Annotated in this window: 17 protein-coding genes, 1 pseudogene and 1 riboswitch; of the genes and pseudogenes, 11 read left to right on the top strand and 7 right to left on the bottom strand. The window is 40.4% G+C overall.

Translation table 11 applies throughout. The features are described 5' to 3' along the window. Nucleotides 1-11: 11 nt before the first annotated feature. The 3 genes from ACQKL0_RS18005 to ACQKL0_RS17995 are packed head-to-tail and all read left to right on the top strand — an operon-like array spanning nt 12 to nt 3,120. Complete coding sequence (locus ACQKL0_RS18005; protein WP_427688942.1) at nt 12-1,229, top strand: ABC transporter permease; 1,218 nt, start codon at nt 12-14, stop codon at nt 1,227-1,229. Further along, nucleotides 1,229-2,380, top strand: a complete 1,152-nt coding sequence (locus ACQKL0_RS18000) for an ABC transporter permease (RefSeq protein ID WP_427688940.1) — start codon at nt 1,229-1,231, stop codon at nt 2,378-2,380. The genes ACQKL0_RS18005 and ACQKL0_RS18000 overlap by 1 nt, the downstream gene beginning before the upstream one ends. Further along, nucleotides 2,377-3,120: an ABC transporter ATP-binding protein gene (locus tag ACQKL0_RS17995; RefSeq protein WP_402872178.1), complete on the top strand. Its 744-nt coding sequence runs from the start codon at nt 2,377-2,379 to the stop codon at nt 3,118-3,120. Before ACQKL0_RS18000 ends, ACQKL0_RS17995 begins: the two co-directional genes overlap by 4 nt. A 153-nt stretch (nt 3,121-3,273) precedes the next feature. Here the strand turns inward: ACQKL0_RS17995 and ACQKL0_RS17990 are convergent, their stop codons facing one another. Then, entirely contained in the window at nt 3,274-3,591 is a 318-nt protein-coding gene (locus ACQKL0_RS17990) for a hypothetical protein (RefSeq protein ID WP_402872175.1), read from the bottom strand. A gap of 261 nt (nt 3,592-3,852) precedes the next feature. Between ACQKL0_RS17990 and ACQKL0_RS17985 the strand changes: the two genes are divergently transcribed. The 6 genes and pseudogenes from ACQKL0_RS17985 to ACQKL0_RS17960 all read left to right on the top strand — a co-directional run bounded on the left by ACQKL0_RS17985 (nt 3,853) and on the right by ACQKL0_RS17960 (nt 9,046). After that, entirely contained in the window at nt 3,853-4,506 is a 654-nt protein-coding gene (locus tag ACQKL0_RS17985; protein ID WP_402872172.1) for a 5-bromo-4-chloroindolyl phosphate hydrolysis family protein, read from the top strand. After that, complete coding sequence (locus ACQKL0_RS17980; RefSeq protein WP_402872169.1) at nt 4,503-5,675, top strand: toxic anion resistance protein; 1,173 nt, start codon at nt 4,503-4,505, stop codon at nt 5,673-5,675. The genes ACQKL0_RS17985 and ACQKL0_RS17980 overlap by 4 nt, the downstream gene beginning before the upstream one ends. 13 nt (nt 5,676-5,688) lie before the next feature. Continuing rightward, complete coding sequence (locus ACQKL0_RS17975; RefSeq protein ID WP_402872166.1) at nt 5,689-6,258, top strand: nitroreductase family protein; 570 nt, start codon at nt 5,689-5,691, stop codon at nt 6,256-6,258. A gap of 205 nt (nt 6,259-6,463) precedes the next feature. Further along, entirely contained in the window at nt 6,464-7,084 is a 621-nt protein-coding gene (locus tag ACQKL0_RS17970) for an AmiS/UreI family transporter (RefSeq protein WP_427688937.1), read from the top strand. 580 nt (nt 7,085-7,664) lie between these two features. Continuing rightward, nucleotides 7,665-7,772, top strand: a pseudogene (locus tag ACQKL0_RS17965) (SEC-C metal-binding domain-containing protein); the annotation flags it as partial. Between the two features lie 296 nt (nt 7,773-8,068). Further along, entirely contained in the window at nt 8,069-9,046 is a 978-nt protein-coding gene (locus ACQKL0_RS17960) for a S8 family peptidase (protein ID WP_427688935.1), read from the top strand. A 46-nt stretch (nt 9,047-9,092) separates the two neighbouring features. On the opposite strand, the gene ACQKL0_RS17955 is transcribed toward ACQKL0_RS17960, so the two are convergent. The 5 genes from ACQKL0_RS17955 to ACQKL0_RS17935 form a co-directional block, all read right to left on the bottom strand. Continuing rightward, nucleotides 9,093-9,755, bottom strand: coding sequence for a YcnI family protein (locus tag ACQKL0_RS17955; protein WP_402872155.1), 663 nt, complete (start codon nt 9,753-9,755; stop codon nt 9,093-9,095). Between the two features lie 20 nt (nt 9,756-9,775). Beyond that, complete coding sequence (locus ACQKL0_RS17950) at nt 9,776-11,404, bottom strand: copper resistance protein CopC (protein WP_427688933.1); 1,629 nt, start codon at nt 11,402-11,404, stop codon at nt 9,776-9,778. Between the two features lie 325 nt (nt 11,405-11,729). Continuing rightward, nucleotides 11,730-13,361 (bottom strand): ATP-binding protein, encoded by a 1,632-nt coding sequence (locus ACQKL0_RS17945; RefSeq protein ID WP_427688931.1) that lies wholly within the window; start codon nt 13,359-13,361, stop codon nt 11,730-11,732. A 107-nt stretch (nt 13,362-13,468) separates the two neighbouring features. Then, entirely contained in the window at nt 13,469-14,128 is a 660-nt protein-coding gene (locus tag ACQKL0_RS17940; protein ID WP_427688929.1) for a TVP38/TMEM64 family protein, read from the bottom strand. A gap of 112 nt (nt 14,129-14,240) precedes the next feature. After that, a complete protein-coding gene (locus ACQKL0_RS17935) occupies nt 14,241-14,726 on the bottom strand; it encodes a QueT transporter family protein (protein ID WP_402872143.1) in 486 nt (161 codons plus the stop codon). Between the two features lie 6 nt (nt 14,727-14,732). Beyond that, nucleotides 14,733-14,777: riboswitch (PreQ1 riboswitch) on the bottom strand. A 163-nt stretch (nt 14,778-14,940) separates the two neighbouring features. Here ACQKL0_RS17935 and ACQKL0_RS17930 point away from each other — a divergent pair. Together ACQKL0_RS17930 and ACQKL0_RS17925 are read left to right on the top strand one after the other, a co-directional pair. After that, nucleotides 14,941-15,450: a YbaK/EbsC family protein gene (locus ACQKL0_RS17930; protein ID WP_402958553.1), complete on the top strand. Its 510-nt coding sequence runs from the start codon at nt 14,941-14,943 to the stop codon at nt 15,448-15,450. A gap of 101 nt (nt 15,451-15,551) precedes the next feature. After that, nucleotides 15,552-16,364: a hypothetical protein gene (locus tag ACQKL0_RS17925; RefSeq protein ID WP_402989301.1), complete on the top strand. Its 813-nt coding sequence runs from the start codon at nt 15,552-15,554 to the stop codon at nt 16,362-16,364. 158 nt (nt 16,365-16,522) lie between these two features. On the opposite strand, the gene ACQKL0_RS17920 is transcribed toward ACQKL0_RS17925, so the two are convergent. Then, nucleotides 16,523-16,819: a DUF3892 domain-containing protein gene (locus ACQKL0_RS17920; RefSeq protein WP_402872134.1), complete on the bottom strand. Its 297-nt coding sequence runs from the start codon at nt 16,817-16,819 to the stop codon at nt 16,523-16,525. Nucleotides 16,820-16,897 lie beyond the last annotated feature (78 nt).

Genomic DNA, 16,897 nt, shown 5'->3' with positions numbered 1-16,897 from the left:
GTGAGTTTTATATGAGGAACATGTTTGTATTTACTTCCTTTTATCTAAAGGTACTGTTGAAAAATAGGAAATCGGCCGCAGCATTGTGGCTGACTCCTATTTTCTTTTTATTGGGTGCGGGTGTGATTGGGAATCACTTTTTAAAAGAGGAGAGCCGAGTTCAAGCATTTCAGGTAGCTGTAATAAATGAAGACCCTACGGTAGAAACGAAGATGGTCATCCAGCAGCTTACGGATAGCCCGCATTTGAATGGGGTCATGACCACCGTTGATACCAGTCAACAAAAGGCATATGAACTCCTCCATAATAATAAGGTAGCGGCAGTTATTTACATTCCTAAGGGATTTAGCCGTGACGTAGCACGAGGCATCAATACACCCGTCAAAGTTACGGGAAACAGCCAAAGACCACTTCAATCCCAGCTTGTCCGTCATGTGATGGAAAGTGCGGCTGATTTTACTTCAGCTGCACAAGGCGGGATCAATACAATCGATTACTTCATGGAAGAGGCGGAGTTATCCGAGGGCATGCAGAAGAAACAATTCAAAAGGGATGTTCTTTCCTTCTCCCTCCATGTACTAAGTCGTGGGGAAATCTTTGATGAAAAAAAGCAAAAGAATCTTTTTCAGGAAAGTCTATTACATTATTATGCTATCTCTTTTTATATACTGCTTATCATGATATGGAGCTTTTTAGGGCTTCTATTACTGAAAAGAAATGAAAGTGCAGCCATAGAAAACCGTCTTTTGGGATTGGGTTTTTCTCATTTTCAATCCACCCTATCTAGAATGCTTGCGGCATATATCATGGTTTCGGTCAGTTCCATCCTGATTGCTCTTCTCTACTTATTATGGAATGGGATCTCTAAACCGATGGAGATAAGTATATGGATCGGCAGTACACTCGTGGCTGCTTTCGTATTTATAACCTTTTTTAGCTGGATGGAGGCGATGATACGGAATGAAAGATTTTATCAATTTGCCGGCATCGGCCTTATTCTTTTAGGGGCTGTCATTGGTGAGCATTTCATACCCGTCGTATATTTTCCGGATTGGTTACAAATCTTGAATTTATTTTCATTAAATGGATGGGTCCTCAAGTTCATGTTCGCAATGGTGCAGGAGGAAGCAGCCTATGCCCCTGTCGAAATTGGTTCTTGGCTCATCATTTTATCTCTGTGCAGTGTCTTCATCATAAAGGGGATTTTACAAATAAGGAGGAGTAGGTAATGGGAGTCATGATAGAGAAACTAAAGCATATGTTCAAGCCTATTACCCTCCTATTGTTTCTGCTACCGATCGTGGCCGCTGTTGGGGTGGGTTCGTTACTGGAGAAGCAACAAAAGGAATTGGTCATCCCGATTGCTATCGTAGATGAAGACCAAACGGATTTTTCAGGAAACCTCATCAAACAAATGGAGCTACAGCAACGCATCGTCGTGAAAGAGACCTCATTCGATGAGGCCGATACCCTTCTTTCCCGTAATGAGGTAGACAGTATATTCGTCTTAAAGAAAGGGTTTCAGGCGCATATATTAGATGACAAAAGAAAAGAGAGCATCGAGCTGTGGACTTCACCAACTTCCATAGCCTCGGGTATTGTTCGTGAAGTGGTAGCGAGTGAGGTTACGAAGGTGACAAGCTCCGTCAAAGCTGCCAATCGAGTGGAAAAGCTCTATCAACAAGAAAAAGGCATAAAGGCGGATGTGTGGGATGAGGCATTCGAATATACGAAAGATCAGTTGGATCCAAAACCGTTGATGACCATAAACTATGTCAGTGAAAATAGTATAGCGGGAACACAAAATAAAGATGTTCTATTTACTTCCTACCTAGGTGTTTGGAGTTTCTTCACCATGCTGTCCTGTTTCATTACATCGGATTGGGTCGTGAAGGAACGCTCCGTTTTATTTCCGAGAATAATGACGACGAATATAGGACTCGCCTCTTATTTAAGACAGACGTCAGGAGCCTATATTCTTTTTCATGTTCTTCAAGCTGCTTGCAGTTTAATGGTTTTAAGGTATTTTCAACTTATGGAAACTACACTTTTTCTATATCTTGGAATGGTTCTGTTCATCGTTTTTACAACTTCCATCAGCATGTGGACGGCGAGTCGGATGCATCATCTCGGAAGCTATTATGTGGCCGGTTCATTAATGGCATTCATTCTGGCAATTGCGGGGGGGAGTTTTTTTCCGATTGGTGATATTTCCCCAACGTTTGAATTTATATCCCTTTGGCTTCCTCAGAAAATTCTATGGGTTACGGCCTACCCGTTGTATACGTCATTTAGCGAGATTGGATGGACCGTATTATTTTCGGGAGTTTGCATAGCGTTGCTTTGGAAAACGACAAATTGGGGGCTGAACGTCAGATGATTATCATTAATAATATCGTAAAGAGATACGGAGATAACTTGCTACTTGATGATGTGTCATTGCAAATAGGAAAAGGAGAAATCTTTGGACTTTTGGGATCCAACGGGGCAGGGAAGTCAACACTCATTTCCATCCTTGCAACCGTATTACAGCCTTCTAGTGGCAACATCAGGATTAATGGGCTGGATTTAAAAAAGCAAACGAAGCAAGTTCGTCAACTCATTGGTTTTGTCCCACAGGATATCGCATTATGGGATGAGTTTACCGTCAAAGAAAATCTTCGTTTTTGGAGTAAGTTTGTAAAGGGAAAAGTAACGGAAGAACGTCTACTGGAGCTATGTGATGCCGTACAGCTTGAGGATAAGTGGGATGAAAGGGTATCGAGCCTCTCTGGAGGAATGAAGAGGAAACTGAACATTGCCGTTTCTCTGATTCACGATCCGGATATTCTCTTGATGGACGAACCAACTGTCGGGATCGACCTTCAATCCAAGCTTGAAATTAATCAATATGTAAAGAGATTGGCAGAGCAAGGGAAGACAATTGTATACATTACCCATGATATGAGTGAAATCGTGAAGTTATGTGACCGTATTGGTGTGTTGCAAAAAGGGGTCATGAAATTTACCGGGACTCTGAAGCAAGCGGCCGAGAGCTTCCGGGAAATGGGGTATTACAATATAGGGATAGAAGAAGTGGTGTATCGATTATTAAGGAAGACGGATGACACGGTTTCATAAAAGCTATACCCTGCGCTAAAGTATGCTTTACCTCTATTAATCAAACGTTTGATTAATAGATTCGGCAGGTATATCCATCCAGAATTAGTCATATGATGCCTTGGATGAAATAAATATACAACAGCAGGTGCAAGGCCCTGCTGTTTTTATGCATTAGTCTTCAACGGTATAGCGAAACGGGATAATTTCGTCGTCCCATGGATGTTTGGTGATTTTGTTATTTCGTTGCTGATCATGTTCACTGAGCCTATTCACAATCTGGTTTACCTGGTCCACGGCAGCGTTTATGCGTGAGACATCGTGATGAACCTGGCTGATTCTCTTCAGCTGTTGGCGTTCATTTTGACGTTCAAGTTCCAGGATTCTTCCTTCAATCGTTTGCGTTTGGGGGAGCTTGGCCTCGATATCCAGCTCTTGGAACTGGTGATTTCCGTTTTGTTGGGGCAACGGATAGAAACCGTGATGCTTCATTACTTCACTCTCCTTTAAAATCTGGATAGACAGATATCAATAGTCTATGTGGGAGTTAAGAAAGTGACAAAGATGGCTGCCTAGGGGATGTTCATATGAAAGGTTTCTGATTTGAGGAAAAGAAATCATTTCAATAAATTTGCAGAAATCCGCCAGTTCCTATATCGTTTAGGTAAGGAAGAAATCTTTCTTCCGTTATGAAACTAAAGTAGCGATCATCCGTATATATAGAAAAGAGTGTAAGTCAGGAGGATAATACTAATGAATCGATTTCTTGCTGATGTTGTTCCTATGCTGGTTGCAGCCCCGATAGCTTTGTTGGTGGGATTGATCAGCCTATTTGCCTTAGATCAATCCTTCATGCTTTCGGTGGTCTTTTCACTGGTCGGAGGGGGGCTCACTTACTGGTTGGGTTCACTTTATTTCACTTCACGATTTTTAAAAAAACATCAACTTACAAGGAAAGAATATCAATATATAAAGAAAAATATAGATGAAGCAAAGCCAAAAATCTGGCGGGTTCAAAAGGCACTTATTTCAGTGCGTCACCTTTCTTCCTTCAAACAGAGGAAGGATATGATTAAAATGATCAGGAAAATATATAGTCTGACTAAAAAAGAGCCGAAAAGGTTCTATAAAGCTGAATCGTTTTATTATTCTCATTTGGATTCCGCAACGGAATTGGCAGAGAAATATGTTTTTCTGGCCCAGCAACCGAGAAAGAACAAGGAGCTTGAACTGTCATTGACCGAAACTAGAAAGACGTTGAAGGATCTTACTAAAACGATAGAAAAAGATTTATATAAAGTCCTTTCCGATGATATTGATACCCTCAATTTTGAATTGGATGTTGCGAAACAAACCATTAAAACACGCAAAGAGTCACAAATAGAGGAAAGCAGGAGGCTAAAATGAATAATAAGGATTCTGATTTGTTGAATAATGCCAGTAGCTCTAATTTAATGGATGACCTTTTAGCCAATCCTTTTGCTGAGGTGAAGGAGCAAGAAACATTGTCCAAACAGGAAGCAAAGCCGGTCAAACTCATCGATGTGATTCCGGAGGAGAATCGGGAGAAGGCCTATCAGCTTGCGAAACAGATCGACCCGACGAATCATCAGGCCATGATATCGTATGGAACACCGGCCCAATCAAAGCTACTGTCCTTTTCCAATTCGATGCTTGAGCATGTGCAAAAGAAGGATGTTGGTGAGGTAGGCGACATCATCAGTGATCTAATGAAGAAATTAAACGAATTGAGCCCGGATGAACTGAAGGCCGAAAAACCCTCGTTCTTCGCTAGAATGTTCGGCAAACTGTCAGGCTCGGTACAGGAAGCCCTTTCGAAGTACCAAAAAACAGGCGCTCAAATCGACCGAATCAGCGTCAAGCTTGATCGTAGCAAGAATGTACTCCTATCGGATATTGTAATCTTGGAAAAGCTCTATGAAACGAATAAGGAGTACTTCCAAGCGTTGAATGTCTATATCGCAGCAGGGGAAATCAAGCTTGAAGAGTTATATGAGCAAACCATTCCTGCGCTTAAGAAATCTGCTGAGATGAGCAATGACCAGATGAAGTTCCAGGAAGTCAACGATATGCGCCAATTTGCTGAACGACTCGATAAAAGGCTGTATGATCTGAAATTGAGCCGCGAAATCACAATTCAAAGCGCTCCGCAGATCAGGTTGATTCAAAATACGAATCAGGCACTTGTCGAGAAGATACAATCCTCCATCATGACGGCCATCCCACTTTGGAAGAACCAGGTCGCCATTGCATTGACTTTAATCAGACAGCGTCATGCCGTGGAGGCACAAAAGCAGGTATCCAAAACGACGAATGACCTGTTATTGAAGAATTCGGAGATGTTGAAAGTCAATACGATCGAAACCGCCAAGGAAAATGAGCGGGGGCTGGTAGACATTGAAACGCTTAAGAATACACAGGCCAATTTAATTTCCACTCTTGAAGAAACGCTTAGAATTCAAGAAGAAGGAAGACATAAACGACGTCATGCTGAGCAGGAACTTGCCGTGATGGAAAATGAATTGAAGCAGAAGCTTCTGGAGATAAAAGGATAAGGGGGAATCTACGATGGATGCTTTTGAAGCCATTAAAACGAGAAGAAGTATTGGGCTGGTCAAACAAGATCCTGTGCCCAAAGAAATCATCGAACAAATTATCGAATCCGGAACTTATGCACCTAATCACTTTAGAACGGAGCCTTGGCGGTTTTTCGTACTGATGGGTGAAGGAAGAAACAAGCTTGGTCAGGTTTTTGAGGAAATCACTAAACTTGAAAATGTGGATGACACACCAGAGAGCCTAATAAGCAAAATGGAAAAAGCAAAGAAAAACCCACTGAGGGCGCCTGTCATCATTGCGGTAGGCATTGAGCCTAGCGATAAGAAAAATGTCATTCTAACTGAAGAGTATGGTGCGGTCAACAGTGCTGTTCAGAACATGCTATTAACGGCACACTCGCTGGGGCTGGGTGCGGTATGGAGAACCGGTAAAATTGCCTATCATGATAAGGTGAGGGAATTTTTCGGTTTATCGGCCAAAGGGGAAATCCTGGCTTTTATCTATCTGGGGTATCCGGATATGGAGCCCAAACCAGCAAAAAAAACGCCAATCGACCAATTGACGACTTGGATCGTATGAACAAGAAGCGGAAACGCTTCTTTTTTTTTTTTCAATTAGATTTAAAACACAAACATATGGTATTATCAAAGTAGTGGTCAATTACTATATTAGAAAACTAAAAGATCGTAAAATAGCATGTTGAATGAAGTGATGCTTTTTTGTTTGTGCAGAGTTAATAAAGAGGAGGGACATAGAGAGTGAACACACGTTCATTCTTTTAAATATGGGAAATATTATATTACTTCTTGCAGGAGCGACTTTATTCCTAAATGGAAAAATGACGTTAGGAAAAGCCGATGCAAGAAATGTTGCGGTATTTAATTTATTTGTTGGCTCGTTTCAGGTGCTCGGTGCGTTTTATTTAATTATTGTTTCAGAATCTAGCAATGCAATGTCTTTAGGACATGCATCGATATTCTTGTTTGGTTTTACCTACTTGTACTTGGGAATAACCATTCTAAAAGGGATGGATGGAAGCGGTCTCGGGTACTTTTCACTATGGGTATCCATTTTGTCCCTTGTGTACGCAACCGTAGAGTTTGCTCAATATGGTGACATGGTGAAGGGGTTGAACTGGGTATTATGGTCGTTCCTTTGGGGAATGTTCTATTTGACCAACTGTAAGAAGTTGCCCATTTCCGAATTCGTCGGGAAAATTTCGCTTGTACTATCATGGGTTACACTGACTATTCCATCATTATTGACCCTTACAGGTGTCTTTGATAACCAAACCATTTACAAAGCTTGGGCCATTGTATTGGTTGTATCTATTATCTACATCGGGTATCTGGGTTATTTATTATTTTACAAGAAAAAAGAAAAAACAAAAGCTATAGCAGCATAACTCATGGAGCAGTATCTCCGTTTGCCATAAACGGAGGTACTGCTCCTCTTTTATATATAGCTTTTGTAGTTGAAGAATAGGGATACGCCTTTGTCTGCTTCGTTTCAAGTGACGGTTTAGGATTTAGGTTGTACAATAAATGAGGTTAATAAATTTTGATGAATTAGGATGTGTCTAATAGATGAGAACGATTGATCCATTTGAAATTATTGATGGAAAAGCGATTAAATATTTGGATGTCTTTGGCGTTGAAAACGGCATTGCATTAAAAAGTAAGTATGAAGATAAAACGTATTGGATTTATGATTACTATTGCATGCATCAGACTTGCGATTGCCAGGAAGTCTATCTAGAGTTCGTTGAGGAAAAGAAAGATAATAAGCAAGCGGGGCAACATTTTGGAATACGTGTTTCTTTCCATGATAATCAATTTGTTCTAGAGGATTATAATACTTCCAAACAAAAGGCAATGGATATCGCCGAAGATACATTGAAATATAGCAAAGATATAATGGAACTGTTTAAACAACGCTACGAAAAAATGAAGCAAAAGGGTACCCAGATCATTATGGAGAGTGCAAAAGCGGCGAAAATGCCTCATGTCCATACAGAACCTGTCATAGGTCGGAATGATCCTTGTCCTTGTGGTAGCGGGAAAAAATACAAAAAGTGCTGTGGCAGGGCTTAACTATATCGAAAAGGTGACTTCAATGGGAGTTGCCTTTTTTATTAAAAAAATGGGAAAATTAAGTGGTATTTAAAGAACATATGTTCTATAATGAAAAAGTAAGTAAATGGCCAGTGAGAAATAAAGGTAGTTAAATAGTTGGAATTTTATGTAAAACTATTTTTTATTTTCGAAAATCTGGTATATATAAGTTGAAGAGATTCTTTTTTATCTCTTTAATGGTTAACGACAACCAGATGGGATAGGTCTCCCTCGCCGAGGATAGTCAAATTATTGACGAAGGAAGGGGTAATCAAATGTCGAAAGAAAAAAGATTAATTCCTTACAAAGTGTTAGAAATAATGGAAAAGGCCAATGAGAAAGTTCCTGAAGGTGTGGAGCTTATAAAGGCACCGGAAATATGGGAACAAGGCAATTATGGTGAAGGTGTGGTCATTGCGGTCATTGACACTGGTATAGATAAGGAACATCCCGATTTAAAAGAGAGAATCATTGACGGAAGGGATTTTACTGAAACCGGGGATTACCATGATGATAATGGGCATGGAACCCATGTCAGTGGTACGATTTTAGCGACCCTGAATGATGTAGGTGTAGTAGGTGTGGCACCGAAAGCGAGTATTCTAGCTTTGAAGGCTTTAAATGGAAAGGGCCAGGGAGATATCAACTGGATCAATGGGGCATTGGAGTATGCAATCAATTGGAAAGGGCCGCAGGGTGAAAAGGTCTCTGTCATTTCACTTTCACTGGGAGGGCCCCCGGATGATAAGGAACATCAGCTCATACAAAAAGCGATACAGAATGATATTCTTGTCGTTTGTGCAGCAGGGAACGGTGGAGATGGCCGCCATGATACGGATGAGTTAGATTATCCAGGAGCTTATTCAGAAGTGGTGGAAGTGGGGGCAGTGGACTTAAGCCGGAACTTGGCAGATTTTTCGAATACGAATGATGAAATTGACTTAGTGGCACCGGGTGTCGATATTCTCTCCACATATCCAGGAAGCAAGTATGCTAAGCTCAGTGGGACATCAATGGCTACACCACATGTGAGCGGAGCTGCAGCCCTCTTGAAAATCATCTCAGAAAAAGAATTCGGTCGTAAATTAACAGAGGCGGAACTATATGCCCAACTGGTAAAAAATACGGAAGATTTGGGGATAAGCAAGAAGGCACAAGGAAATGGAATGTTGAATTTATCGATGGTCACGCATAGTGCACAGAATGAAATGAGAAGAACCATTGAGGCAAGCAAGACCATGGTTGTAGAATAATAAGTAAAAGATGCCCCAAGTGATTTTGGGGCATCTTCTTAAATGATTACTTCTTATTTTTACGTGCGGCTATCGTAAGGGCAATAATCGAGATGATCAAAGACAAAAGGCCAAGTATGATGATCAGTGTTTGATCGTTATTCTCTTCTTTGTCTGTGGACTCCTTCGATTTGTCTACGGAATCGGAATGAGAGTGATCACCTTCTTCGGCATGTTCATGGACTGATGAATCTTCATTGCTCTTGGAAGCTGCCGTAATTTCTGTTATGGAGTGTGGTAGGTCAGAACCTTCCTCTCCACTCCATTCGACAATCTCCCCATCGGCATAATATTGAAATGCATCCCAAGCGATATCGGCCTCATCCTTTGGATTTTGGGCAACGAACGTGAATTGTTGGAACTGGCCTGCAGCAATGCCATCACCAGTCGCTTCCCAGGTTACTGTTTTTACATGTCCTTTTTTATCCTTTTCCGTTGTCACTTTCCAATCGGGGACTGGTTGGTAACTTGAAAAGGTGATGCCTTCAGGAACCTTTAAGGCAACCTTCGTGGTAGATGATTCTTTTTCAACCGGAACTTTCAGTGTATAGGTTTCCCAAGCTTCAGGTGCTGAAGAGCTTGGGTTGACCGTGACATGGGCATTTGCAGATCCAGCAAAGAGGAATAGAGATGCCAATGCACCGATAATTAGCTTTGTACCATTTTTCATGTTTATTTCTTCCCTTCTCATTATGAGTTTCCTACTAATATTACAAAATCCGCATCAATAGAGTGGAGTTCCTTCGTTAAACCATGAACTTGAATCTTCCATTTTCCTGACATGGTTATAAGCGACTTGGTTTTGAATATACCCTTTTCTTCTTCCTGAAGGTGCAATTTTACTTCCCCTGTGTCTTCATCTAAAGGCTCCATGACCACTGTAAGCTGTTCGATATCTGTATAAGGGATGCCCTCATTATTTATTAATTCCACTTGAATGAGGTTCTCACCGATTTCATTGGGGGTCACCGATAAAGTTACTTGATCATTATTTTCAGTCATTTCCGTTTTCTCTACAGGACCTGGAGAAGACTTGGCTGTCTGAACATTTGTTAAAAGAGCAGCAATAAGGAGAATGATGATTCCCAGGCTGAATTCTATTCCAGTACTGAGGCCCAGCTTCTTCGTTTTTCTTTTCCCACGGAGTAAATGAAATGCCCCAAACCCTAACATGATGGACATAAGTCCGATTTTCCCGAGTAATAATTGTCCATATGTCGTATTTAGCAATGAATGAAGAGTTGGGACATGTTGAAAACTACTGTAAAGTCCGCTGACGATCAGGACAATCACAAAAAGAACGGCCCATGAGGAAAACTTCTGTATGATTGACCAATAAAACGTTTTTTTATCAACATCAGTCAGCTTCGGATTATAGGACTTTGGAAGAATTATCAGTATAGCCAATAAACCGCCTAGCCATAATGCCATGGACATTACATGGAGAAAATCCATAGATACAGCCAGGTATTGATGAGTTGTATCCATGGTATGTCCGATTAAGGCCTTGCAAACCATCAAGGCAGATATAAGGATAAAGGATGTTAGGAGAGAAACCTTGTTGAAGTAATTTCTCCATATAGCCAAAATTGCCACAAGTAAGGCAATTAGCAACACTATTTCTATCATCCAAATATTTCTGAATTGGGTGGACTGTAATACTTCTTTTAGGTAGATGCCATTGAAAGCATGCCACCAACCTACATCAGCGTCAATCGTAACTTTTAAAGGTAGACTCAATAGAATGGAAATCGCCAGTCCGGTATAAGATAGCCAGATATAGCGTCGGGCCCTATTGCTGATTTGATCAGGAGTAGGGCGTTTCACCAATGATAAATAAAAAAAGAGTGCACCAGTAAGAGCGGCAAAACAAAGATATTGAAGGCTTTGCAGGACTATTTGTGTTGTACTTGGAAAGCCTGCATGTTCTTCGCCGATCAGTTGATCGGATGGGATGTTGGATTCCCCATATTGAAAGGGAATTGTACCTTTGATGGGGTGACCATCACTAGAAACCACTCTCCATTTAATGATATAAACCCCTTCATCGAAAGAGCTTGACCATGTAGCTTCAAGAGTATCCCCTGAAACTTGGATATCTTGAAGTGGGATCTCCTTCCCCTCTTTGCTGTACATGGCAAGTGAGTGAAAGGAAGATTGTATAGTTTCACTGAATTGAATGCTGATCTTTTCAGGTATAGTATCCAAGCTCTCATTTGGGCTAGGATTCGAGCTCAAAATGGATGCATGGCCAAAGGCCGTTACCGGTAAGATAAACAAGGCAAGTAGACTGACGAACAGCCATATGTAATTCTTCATTTTGTTGTGCCAGCAACCTTTCTTAGTACTTCTATGAACTAGTATAAAATGAAAATGTGAAATAACAGTGAAAAAATGAAGAGAATCTCTCTACATTTTCTTGATCTATAAGCTAATTATTCTATTTCCTATTATGCATCATTAAGAAATAATTAAGCTTACCATGGTACTCTGACCTTACCATATTACAGGAAATGTAGGGGGGAGTACGTTGAAAAAGATAAAAAAGGCGAGAAGGTGATTTTGGCCGGTTCAATCGTGTGTATGGGGACGTTTACTTATATCCCGAACACAACAAAATAGGACAAGTAAACAAGTACTTATCCTATTTATATATCGGCAATTCAATTTTAACTTCGGTACCATGGTTTAGTTTGCTACTAAAGTGTACTTTTCCTTGGTGCGCTTCGATAATTCGGCAACTTACGGTCAGTCCAAGCCCAGTCCCTTTTTCTTTAGATGAAAAAAAGGGCTCCCCGAGATGTTTCATGCGATCTTTCTCGATTCCACAGCCATTATCCTTGATTGTAACGGAAATGGAATGGTTAATATGCTCAATTTCTATCGAAATATGGGATGCTGTTGCTTCCAGAGCATTTTTGACCATGTTGATGAATACTTGTTTCAGCTGGTTTGCTTCGCATAAAATAAGCGGTATATCGTTTTTTACCTCGATAGAAATTTGAGCGGAAGAAGAATCGGCTTCTACAAGAAGCAAGGATCTGACTTCATCGATCAATTCTACGATCTGATTTTGACTGAACATGATTTCCTGAGGCTTTGCTAGGACAAGCAATTCGCTAACGATTAAGTTGATTCGGTCTAATTCGCTAAGCATGATGGTGTAATATTGATCATGGGGTTGGTCGTTTTTTTTCAGGAGTTGAACGAACCCTTTTAAGGACGTTAAAGGGTTGCGCACTTCATGAGCAACACTTGCTGCAAGTTCACCGATGATCGAAAGTTTCTCGGATTTTCGTAAGCGTCTTTCTGTTTCACGAATTTGTGTTACGTCTTTTGCATACGTAATGATACCGGCTAATTCTTTGCCCACTAACATGGGAACAAAAGTACAAGAAAGTAAAATGGAATTCCCGTATTTGGTAACAAGCGCTATATCTTTTCCTTTTTTAATCCCCTTCTGATTTTCCACGACATATTGACAGGATGATTGGATGAGCTCTTTAGCTTCTGCGGAAAAATCCAAATCAATAAAAGGGTCCCCTTGAACTTCACCTTTACGGAATCCAGTGACGGTTTCAAATCTTGGATTGACGTTTGTGATGGTTCCTTTCAAATCAAGCATTAACATGGGGGAAGGGTTGTGATCAAACAAAGACTTATAACGCTGTTCACTAGCAAGCAATTGACTTTCCGCGGCAATTCTTTCTGAAATATCCCTACCTATGACTACTAACCCTTTTCGTGAACCATCTTCATGAAATAATGGGACTTTGATGGTATCGAAGGTCTTAAAATGACCGTTTGGCAGTGGAATATTCTCCTCACAACGCGTAATCTTCTTCATTGCCCATGTTTCTTGATCGGAATCTTCACAGTAAATCAATGAATCTCTGTAGAATTGGGAGTACTCGGCAAGCTCGCTATCTTTTTTTCCTTTATAGTCCACATTCTCCAATTGGAATAACTGAAGTCCAAACGTATTCGATTCTAGCCATCTACCTTCTCCATCCTTAAAATTCACAAAGTCTACCATTGAGTTAATAAGGGTACTTCGAAGTTGTTCTTCTTCTTTTAGTTGTTTGAACTCTTCTCTTTTAGATAAGTAGAGAAATAAAATCAAACCGATTAATAGGACAAAGATGAACCCTTCTGCTCGCTGGAGTTGAAGGAACGCCTCTTTAGTATTCAAGGAATTCATTAAATAGTAATTGAAAACAAGTAATGTGGTCATTCCAGAAAGAATGTAGATTACTAATATGATACGTCTCGGCATATGGGTCTCCCTGAATTCTCCGACATTTCAAAGCTGAAATACATACACATTTTAACAAACTATTGGCTGAAAATATACGATTCCACACAAAAAAACAGGCAGCAAGGTTACCTGTTTTTCTTAAAGAGTGATAGGTTCTTTTTTTTCTTGAAGCGCTTGTAGATAAGGAAAAAGGTTAAGAGCAGGAAACCGAGTACAATCAATGTATATTGATTCATCTCTACGGAAAGAAGTCCATATGGAATTAAAGAGAGAAAGAAGAAGTAGATGAGATTGCCTAATGCTGTTGCCATTAAGAAATCTTTGAAGGTGACGGAACTAACTCCAGCTGCAAGGTTTATTAAACTTGTCGGTATGAAAGGGAAAATTCTACCGGTAAAGACATACATAAACCCATGATCCTTGACGGAATCCTGCGAGTCGGTACCCATCTTTCTTAAAATCAATGACTGGAACCAGTGCCTGGCAGCATAGAAAATGGTTCCTGACGCGACCACGCTTGTTAACCAACTCCATAGATACCCGAATGCAAAGCCAAAGATCGTTACATTAATTGTTAAAAGTAAAATCAGGGGGATGACAGTAAAGGAGTTCTGAATGATCATCAAAACGAACGTCACTACAAAGGTAAGAAGGAGATTTTCTGTCAATATGGCTATCACGGATTCCAAGTCGCTATTCCAAATCATCGTGAATAATTCTGAATTTAGCCCGATGAATGTTACTACAATCAGAAGGACGAGTAACATCAGTATTTTTTTCTGCAAAAAGTCACCACCATTTATCAATTTTTTTGAGTATGGTTGAAAAAAAGAGCCGCTGCATGTAGCAGACAGCTCTTTGAATATAGAATGTTCTTTTACTTTATGCACAGTGAGTTCAAAGCAACTTTCCAAATTGAATTCTTTTATTCATCATATAAATGATGGGTGCCCCGATCAGTAGGACGAGGAATTCCCCGGCTGCTGTTGTTGCCCAACTTATTAAGAATGGCAATCCTAAGACTAGATTCAATTCTATGGCTATTAGGAACATCGTAACCGTGAATATGATGATGGTCATGGCCATTCGACCCTTAATGCCCGTTATGAAACGGGAAGAAAAGATGACAAGCAATAAGGCTATCAGAGATTGCCCGACCCCAAAAATCAAGTCATATGCCCCTAACTGTGAAAAGAAAAGGTTCGATATGAACACACCGACGACTATGCCGGATATATATTTCTTATTAAATACAATAAGATGATTCAACATTTCGGGAATGCGGAATTGAAGCACCCCAAACATAATCGGCTGAAGCACGAATGAGACAGCGATATAGATGGCAGCCAATAGACCATTTATCGCGAGCGTACGAATATTCATATTTTTCTCTCCCTAGTTTTTTATCGTGGGATGGTTACGAACCACGTTAGGCTTTTGCCCGAAGTTTAATAGTATCGTATTTTGGCCTCTTTCGTCAATTTCAAGATTTTATGCGAAATATTGAATATTTAGAATAAAGGAAAGAGATTTTGCTTTACTATAGTGAAGAATGGTACGATTCATAAAAAGAGTTAAAGGAAAGGGATGAAAGTAAATGTCAATCGAGAGTGTTAGGGCCCACTTTAAACAATGGAACAGGGAACATGATGTGATGGAATTCAAAACATCTAGTGCCACAGTAAACCAAGCTGCGGAGACAATCGGGGTTATACCCGCGCGCATTGCCAAAACGTTGTCATTTAGGGGAGAAGGAGACCAAGCAATTTTGGTCGTGGCCGCTGGAGATGCGAAAGTCGATAATAAGAAGTTCCGGAAAATGTTTGGGTTCAAGGCAAGGATGTTATCTCCAGAAGAAGTTCTTGAACAGACCGGACATGCAATCGGGGGTGTCTGCCCATTTGGATTGGCAAATGAACTGGATGTTTACTTGGATGTTTCGATGAAACGGTTTGAGACAGTTTTCCCGGCTTGCGGGAGCGCGAACTCAGCCATTGAACTTTCACTCGGGGATTTATTTCAATTCTCAAAAGCAAAGGACTGGGTAGATGTTTGCAAGGACTGGGAACAAGAAGTGAATGAAGATATGCAGAAACATATCATTTGAATGAAGGAATAAAGTCCACTTCATGTGGACTTATTTCTGATAGTGGGGAGTTATTAGGTTCTAATGAATGAGGATAGAATGCTAATGATGGAGGGTCATGGATGTCCAATGTAGAGTACAAAAACAATAATAGTAGTTATCACAGTCTTAAAAATCTATATGAGGAAAATATCACGGTCAGAAGCATAGCCCAAGAGTTTGAGTTTTGTGGAAAAGATGAATCGGCCATTGATATCAAAAATGTAATGGAGGAAAAACACTTTGATACATTGGCCGTGAAAGACCAGGGGGAAATCGTTGGTTATATCGATAGACATGAACTTGGCGAAGGGAACATTTCGGATTATATGAAGCTCTTTTCCCCAAGGGAACTTGTATCGGATTCAACGCCCTTGATCCAATTGTTAGGCATTTTTAAGAAGAAAACGAGGGTATTCGTGTTAGAGAATAATTCAATCAAAAAGTTAATCACGCATGCCGACCTCCAAAAACCACCAATCAGGATGCTGATTTTTGGCTATATCACTTTATTGGAAATGAGACTTAGTGATATTATCATGCATCGATTCGGGGGTGAAAGCTGGTATCCGATGATTAGTGAGGATCGTCTACATAAGGCAAGTGAATTATATGAAAGGAGAATGGAGAAAAATGAGGAGATTAATTTAATTGAATGTCTACAAATTAGCGATAAATTCGACATTATTCATAAAGATAAAGAGTTGAGAACATTTTTTCAAATCCCATCCAAAAGTAAAGGGAAGAAAGATGCCAATGCCATCAGGAAGTTACGGGATAAGATTTCACATGCTAATGAACTTGGGATGGATATGTCTTGGATTGAAATCATAGAAGTGGTCGAAATCTGTGGCCGCTTGCTGGAAATCTCTGAGTCCTATCATTATGAATGGTAAACAGATAGAAGGAGTGAACAGAAAGGGAGAGTGCTGGTTGCTCCATTTTCAATATCCCGGAAAACCTTGAGGAAGTCGTTAGGAGAACCTGTTAGTATGCGGTTCTTTTTTTGTTGCGGAAAAAAGCTGCCTGAATGGAAGGCAGCTTTTCTCGGTCTTTAAAATTCAGGCAGTTCATCCAGATTATTTTCTTTAATGCCATCAGGCTCACTTCGTAAAATGTCCCGACCATATTTATGAAAGACATCTACGTTGGCGAGTGCTCCGGCCTTGGCTTCTGAAAGAGCGGTGGGATAGTCCAGTTCCCGTCCGGTATTTGTCTTGATGGCGATGATATTATCTTCCTCATTCTTCCGTACGGCGACAATTTCTTCTTTATCGTTCCCACCTTGTTGGTTCGCTTGTGGCGTTCCTTGTTGTTTGTAGGATTCATAGGCTTCTTCAAATGTGTCCATTGTACACCTCCTCTTTATAGGGTGAACCATTTCTCCAGCAATATACGAACTGGTTTTCGTCATCATTGAGCCGGATTT

Origin of the sequence: Peribacillus sp. NPDC097264, assembly GCF_050277925.1 — a bacterium.
In the GTDB taxonomy this organism is placed as follows: Bacteria; Bacillota; Bacilli; order Bacillales; family DSM-1321; genus Peribacillus.
This window is presented reverse-complemented; position numbering and strand designations above follow the sequence as displayed.